This is a genomic window from Dysgonomonas sp. Marseille-P4677, assembly GCF_016652235.1.
In the GTDB taxonomy this organism is placed as follows: domain Bacteria; phylum Bacteroidota; class Bacteroidia; order Bacteroidales; family Dysgonomonadaceae; genus Dysgonomonas.
Map to the genome: position 1 here is coordinate 1 of NZ_JAEPKU010000177.1, position 7,188 is coordinate 7,188.

General features: G+C 30.6%; 6 protein-coding genes. All 6 read right to left on the reverse strand.

Features of this window, described 5'->3' with window-relative positions; genetic code table 11:
- A partial coding sequence (locus tag JGH11_RS18325) for a thiopeptide-type bacteriocin biosynthesis protein (RefSeq protein ID WP_201114217.1) occupies nucleotides 1-561 on the reverse strand: 561 nt, incomplete at its 3' end.
- Nucleotides 562-566: 5 nt separating this feature from the next.
- Nucleotides 567-2,744: a lantibiotic dehydratase family protein gene (locus JGH11_RS18330; protein WP_201114219.1), complete on the reverse strand. Its 2,178-nt coding sequence runs from the start codon at nucleotides 2,742-2,744 to the stop codon at nucleotides 567-569.
- A 57-nt stretch (nucleotides 2,745-2,801) separates the two neighbouring features.
- Entirely contained in the window at nucleotides 2,802-3,806 is a 1,005-nt protein-coding gene (locus tag JGH11_RS18335; protein ID WP_201114221.1) for a zinc-binding alcohol dehydrogenase family protein, read from the reverse strand.
- Nucleotides 3,807-4,035: 229 nt separating this feature from the next.
- Nucleotides 4,036-4,272, reverse strand: coding sequence for a class I lanthipeptide (locus tag JGH11_RS18340; RefSeq protein WP_201114223.1), 237 nt, complete (start codon nucleotides 4,270-4,272; stop codon nucleotides 4,036-4,038).
- An 82-nt stretch (nucleotides 4,273-4,354) separates the two neighbouring features.
- Nucleotides 4,355-5,536, reverse strand: a complete 1,182-nt coding sequence (locus JGH11_RS18345) for a lanthionine synthetase C family protein (RefSeq protein ID WP_201114225.1) — start codon at nucleotides 5,534-5,536, stop codon at nucleotides 4,355-4,357.
- Nucleotides 5,526-7,188, reverse strand: a 1,663-nt coding sequence (locus tag JGH11_RS18350) for a S41 family peptidase (RefSeq protein ID WP_236264153.1), incomplete at its 5' end; no start/stop codon positions are given. The genes JGH11_RS18345 and JGH11_RS18350, both read right to left, overlap by 11 nt.

Genomic DNA, 7,188 nt, shown 5'->3' on the forward strand with positions numbered 1-7,188 from the left:
GTATTGATTAAATCCATACTCTTTTTTGAAAGAATCACTAATATTTTCCATTAGTGAATGTTTTTGTATTAGATTAAAGTTGAAATCCGATAATAAACAATCTATTAACTTCAATGCAATCATCCAGCGGAAGTCTTCATTTTTATTGATATTCAAAAGCCTTATTATTGACAAAATACATTCACTGTCTCTAAAAAATAAAGTTTCTGTATCTTCTATCAATCTATTACCATAACGTTCTAATTCTCTATGGTAAGTATCTAATTGTATCTTCCATATAAAATTATCCTTAACCAGATAATTGAGTTGTCTGTAAATCATATTCACCGTGTCTCCCACTTTTATCTCATCATTTAATAACATCCGAATTCTGAGGTGGGAATCGGGATCAGCATATCGGATGAAAAACCACTTTTCTATTATTTGCTCTTTTTTCAATTTACTTATAATGGAATATACATCCTTGACTAATATATTCTCTAATGTTTTATGTCCTGCATATATTTTAAAATAAACCCACTTACTTCCTGGTATGAATATTCTTTGAGTAGACTTTATCATCTTTTTTAAATCTCTTTTTTATGAAACACCACAATACATTCATTCGTATAAGAATTCTTCTCATCCTTTATTACGGCATTTTCAGCTTCAAATAAAAATTCGGTAAATTTTACTTGTCTCTCTTTTTTGATAACAAAAAAGAGAGAACGAATACTTAATGAACTTTCCCAATCAACAAATAATTCATTATCATTATCTGGCATTAATACATAACGAGGGATATACCTTTCATTTCTCCATTTTTTTACCGATTCTAATAGTTTGCTATCTTCATTTATCTCGAAAAAATGTTTTATTTCATCAATGTTAACAATCCATGTTGCGGATGATAGAATTACATTTTTGTAACGCACCCGGGGTAAAAAGGATATTTTTTTATCTAGCCCTTGTTCCCAATCAAAATATAATGCATCTCTTCCCTGTTGAACTTGCATATCACATAAAAAATGATAAACAGGCATTGTATTATTATGGTAATTATGAGCAGTTGTTAATCGTGGTATAATTGCTTTATTCAATTTTTTAGAGCGAAGAACTAACCTTTCCTGTCTTATTGATAGAAGTAAGTCTGAGGCTAAGATAGTTTGCTCCTTAGGTAAATCAGATTCTGAAAGATATATAAGTTCATAATTTCTCAAATGTGGGCGTGAAAGAATATTTCCAACTCTGGATTCAGGAGAATGAACTATTTCGGCAAGAATAACATCTGGTGCTAATTCCTGCTCTTTATTTGTTATATTTTTCACAAATTGCTTTATTCCTTTATCTGCATAAGCAAAGCGGGCTAACATATTTGCACCACTACTGCCTCCACACGATTTCAGTTTGATTAATGTATCCAGAGGAGACGATCTTATGACTTCCATGACGACACAAATGCTAGGAGGAAGATCATTCCATGTTTCTTTAAATCCATTAAAGTCCTCATCAGTTAATTCAATTTCCTTCCTGTTCTGACTTGAATATTGTATAATATGTTGATATAAAACTTCTTGTAGCTTATTGTAATTATTCTCACCTTGTTCAGGTAAAACTAAATCATCTATCAATGGAGATAGTCCCGAACTTCTATTGGCAGATGGATAACCTATTCCAATTTCTGGATCCAAAACCTCCAAAAGAGGAACTTCTCTATCTTCGTATCTATTATAGAAATATTGTTGGAATTGATGTAGAGTCTCATTACGCCCTATGGGGGTTATCTTGTTTAAAAAAGTTAAGACTGACTTTAGTTCATCTATAACTTCCACACTTAATGACGCAGATATACTTTTTCTAATCGCATCCACTTGAAATATGAATCGTTCCTCATAAGGAGCATTTATATCTTCAATCAGTTGTATTATTTGTTTATACAGTTCAAAAGGATTGTTTTCTGAGTCTAATCGATCAAGTAGCACCTTAATATCTATTAAGCGATTAGTTAAATATGGAGTATAACAATTTGCCTCTAAGAGTTTTATTATACGATCAAATAGATTATCACCTATTACAGACTGATATAATTCAGGTATTATTATTTGAGAATTAATTAACTCATCAATAAATTCAACAGCATCCTCTTGTGTGATTTCTTTACTTATTAATGCAGTTATTATAGTTTTTATTTTTGCCCCATCTTCTGTAATGTTCAGTATTCCATTCAAATAGGAAGACTGCTCAACTTCTGCAATCTGATATTTTCTTTTTGAATTTACATACAAGACCTCAATATATCTATATTTTCTTCCAACCTTATATAGACTAGTGTTAGTATAATATTTTATATTTTCTTTTATTTCGGGAATTTTAGTTAGTTTATCATATAATGAAGATAAATAATGCATATCTAATCGAGTTTTTCTACTGATTGATCGATTTACAAGGATATTTGTGTCATTTCCAATCTGTCCAATACCACATCCAGCAAATAGACCGAAAGGTGTACATCTGATTGCCATACGACTAATATAGCGCACTAAGGAAAGAAGTATAATCTCATTTTTTTTATTTTCCTTAATATCTCCATTTATGAATTTCTGCATTTCTTTATATAAAACAGGAGATGCCAAATATATGGCTTCCTGGATTTGAGGGATAGATAAGTTTTGCAATAAATGGTCTGTATTGTTTAGAATGGTCGTTAAATAATTGATCGATAAAACGGGTGTACGGAAGATAAAAGAGGGAAAAACTTTATACATAATTTGATAATTAATTTTAAGGTATAGACTTATTATTCTCCTATTTAGATTTATAATCTAGTCACTGTATTTATAGACAACTTTTCCCTTACGAGACTGGTCATTGAAACTTTTTTCTAAAAAAGGCAGAATATCAGAACCCGAGAATACACTGTCAATTGTTATATCATATTTACCAGATAGATAATCCTCTATTGCGTTTTGCAAATCCATTGTATGTCCTAAACAGTTCCCTATCAGCGAAATATTTTTAACTATGCAGGTCGTAAAAATAATCTTGTAATTCGTTTTAAATAGTAGATCCGATTCATCTGATAGAGAATATTGTTCACATAATCCGCAAAAAATATATTTACTGTTAGAATTCATGCAGTTAATTATTTCATGTAGATATAAATCATAATACGGATCGATAACTATATCAAATGAAGGTTCTTTATAAGAATTTTGCTCAAGATCTTCTAACGGAATAAAATGCTGGACACCCTGATCTAACAAAAACTTCTTATTATTTGTATTTGATGACGTTGCATACACATCAATGCCTTCACTTCTTAATTTTTTTATAACTGCCAAAGATGTATTTGATGTTGGCGCTGTTACCAAAACTTTATCATTTTTACTTATTTCTGCTTTTCTTATCATACTATAAGCAGTTTGAGAGGCCACAGAAAATGAGGCAGCTATTTCATCAGACATTGAATCAGGAACTCTGATCAGCTTATTTTCATGAAAGATATGCATTCGTTGAGAAGCACAATTTGTGGGCACTCCGACTCTTTGTTCTTGTGAGAAAGCAATATAATCACAATTAGGGATAACTCGATCTCCAACTTTAAGTGTCTTAACACCAGAAGCAACCTTCTTTACTACAGCAACAAATTCAGAACCAAACGGAGCAATAACACCAATGTTTCTTTTGTTAAATTCTTCACATTTTTGATAATATTCTAATAAAAAACTGCGATCTCTGTAATTACACGAGAAGGCTTTAATCTCAATTAGCACATCTTTTTTTGTAGTAAAATTAAGATTAAGATCATAAGGAATTTTCCCTATCAATATATTATTTCCATGAAAAATGAAATTATAAAAATTAGATTTGGGATATATCTTTTTAGTCTTATAAGAACAAATAGCAATTGTACTCATATATTGAATCATCACAATGAAAATTATAATAAATATTGATTGTATATATTATTATAAATTCTAGGTTATAATATTTTATTAAAATTGGTGCAACTTAGATTAAGTATGGATATATTAACATATCCATACTCAATATTTTTTAGCATCCAATTGTCTCACAGCAACCGTAAGCACAACAACGAGGAGGTTTGGTATGTCCTCCTCCACCTGGTGATGGTTGATAAGTTGATGGACAATAAGCGCCTCCTGCATAAGAGTTTCTGCAAGGATTAATGAGGGAGATATAGATAGTTCCGCCTCTCAGGTCGTTCATCTCAGAATCATTGAGATTTACAATAGTCTCTTTTTTTAGAGTCAATTTTTTTAATTTTTTCATACTTCAAATTTTTTAATTTTTCCTACTCTTAAGATTTTCGGATTCCTCTGCTTTACTTTTTTAGGTAATTATAAATTATATTTTATAATAAGAACATTTTGTCCCAATTCTGAGAATTATCTGAAATATAATCTAGTAAAACCAGACCAATACCTGAAACCCCAGTTAGAAGAGAGTAATCATTCTTCCATTTATTAACCTCATATGTTTTATATCCAGCAACTCCATCCTTATACTTAGATAATTCCAGCGTTTTTTCTAACCAATAACAGGCTGCGTCTAAAAACAGGTCGTCTTTTGTTTCAAAATACATTCTACGATAAATCATCACTAATCCAGCACTCCCATGGCAAACACATCCATCAACAACTCCGCTTACGTCTATTTTACGTTTAGTCGATTGACGTAAAATATCTAATCCTTCATATTCTAAGTTCTTATTATTAGATATTTTTCCAGTATACCATATGCCATAAGCAATACCTAGATCTCCATAACACCATGCCAACCTACTTCCAAATATTGAAGGAGAGCTTTCAATAGAGAAATTAGGGAAAAAAGAACCATACTCAAACAAATCAATTTTTTGTGCAAGAAGATATTTTATTCCACCTTTTAATAACCTTAGGGATTTATTATTTTCAACGCCTTTTTCTATTACTTTACATAGAAATAATGTAATGCTTGTCGATCCATGCGATAAGGCGATATTGTAACCCATATCTCCTTCTTCATTCAAAACAGACAGCCATTTCAGACCTTGACTTACTTCATCTATTTCTGCTGTATTGTCTATAAAATCTATTAATTCATTTATGATGTAAAGGTTTTCTCCTTTACTAAGAAAATATAAACCAACCCCTAATCCACCATGTAAAAAATCGTAATTCTTATTTTTAATATCCGTCCTTACTTCTTTGATCAAATATTCATCTAAAATATTCTGAGCATCACTAATGTCAATATCTATAAATTCTTCTTTTTTCAAATATTCAAAGAGATATAATATACCTGACAGTCCTCCACAGTAAGTATGGCTAAAAATATTTTTTCCCAGCTCAGTTATTAGATTTTCTACTAAATGATTCGTTAGAGTTTCATACTTATCATTCATTGAAAATCTACTGTAATAATATAGAAATAATAACTCTCCAAACTTTCCGTTGTAAAGACCACCCATAAAGAAACTGTAATCATTATTCTCATTATTCTCATATATGTATGAAGCAATTTCATGTAGCTTATCTTCTATCTTATTTTTCATATATTTTTCTATTTACTATATATTCTATTGCTTTTTCAATATATATATCTCGTCCATCACGTATATTTGCAGTTGTTGGTCTAACATCAACATCTATATCCACTCCTTTGATCTGTAATTGCCTCCAGAACGGATAATATGCTCCAGTGCAAGTATAGTTAAATTTTATGCCATGAGGTAGATGAACAATACCTATAGCACCATTAGTTCCCGCTGTCTGGCTACCTATAATGATACTGTTAGGAGCAGTGCGATGAATCATAGCAAAAGATTCCATATGGCTTTGAGTATGTTCGTCAACAAGAATAACGATCTTGCCTTTGTAATATTTAGGGTTATGTGTTCCAAATTCACTTATAGGCAATAGAGAATAATTCCCGGGATTATTTCTGTTATTAATAGATATCCATAATGGACTTTGAGGAGACTCCAGTATTTTTGAAATTAGTACCATTTGGTTTCCTATATCAATATCAAAAGGGCGTAAATCAACTATAATTCCTTTACAATTAATACTGCTATTAATTATTTCCTCATTCATTTTTGCCGTATTATCGTTACTTATGTATGCTATATTTTTAAATTCTAGTTTATAATCATTACATGTTTTTAATCCTTGTTTTCTTTGATTCTTCTCAAAATTCTGAACATTGATTATTTTTCTCTGACCATTTCTCAAAACCGTGACACACAAGGATGGCTTATCTGAGCTTAATAAAAAAAACAAAATATCACGAATCATAGCAGATCTATTAGAGGCCATGATATAGGGAACTAGTTGCTCTATCTCGTCTTTTACACTTTCCCCATCTAAGTCTATTATAACGTCACCTCTCTCGAATTGCGATAACTCGGAAGATTTTACAACAATGTCTCCATTTTTAGTTTCTATCAGTTCAACGGGAACACGATACTTATTGTAAAATTTAGATAAAACTGTTTTTTCAAGACTATGATCTGGAATATCCATATATCCATGTGAGTCATTGATATGCCCCGCTAATTCTTTAATAGCTAGTTCATATTTAATTTTGTCTGCAGGCAATACTATTCCTGGGATATATTCTTTCAAAAGCGAATTCCAATCAGCCTCCAACAAATCATAATATGGGAAACAATATTCTATAATATTCCATAATCTGAATAGTGTCAGTATGCGAAATCCCTGATCGTCCCATTTTATATTATCATAAGATTTTTCCCTATCAAACGGCATCCAATTCCTTAATTGGTATGGGACAGTATAATAGTTAAAACTATTAGGGCGTTTAGCATTCTTTATCGCTGTCAATTTAGAAATAAGCCTTTCGTCAAATAAATCCTTGTTAACAATCCAATCTAGATTAATAATTTTAGAATAATTAGGGTATCCTTTCATCTTATAGTTATAGTCTTCGATGTCTTTGACTTTCCCATACTTGTTAACCCATTCATTGAGTCGTTTATCTCTATCTTCTTTATTTTTAGCGTTAGCAATAGATGGAAGAATTTTAAATAACTCATAATCCCAATTATATTTACCTTTTGCAACCTCTGGATGGTAATATTTTAAAAATCCCCAAACTTTACATAATACATAAAGATTATCTAACATTTGAGGTGTTAATGTGGATAAATGAATATTAGAGCCACAATTATATTCATTATTGTCT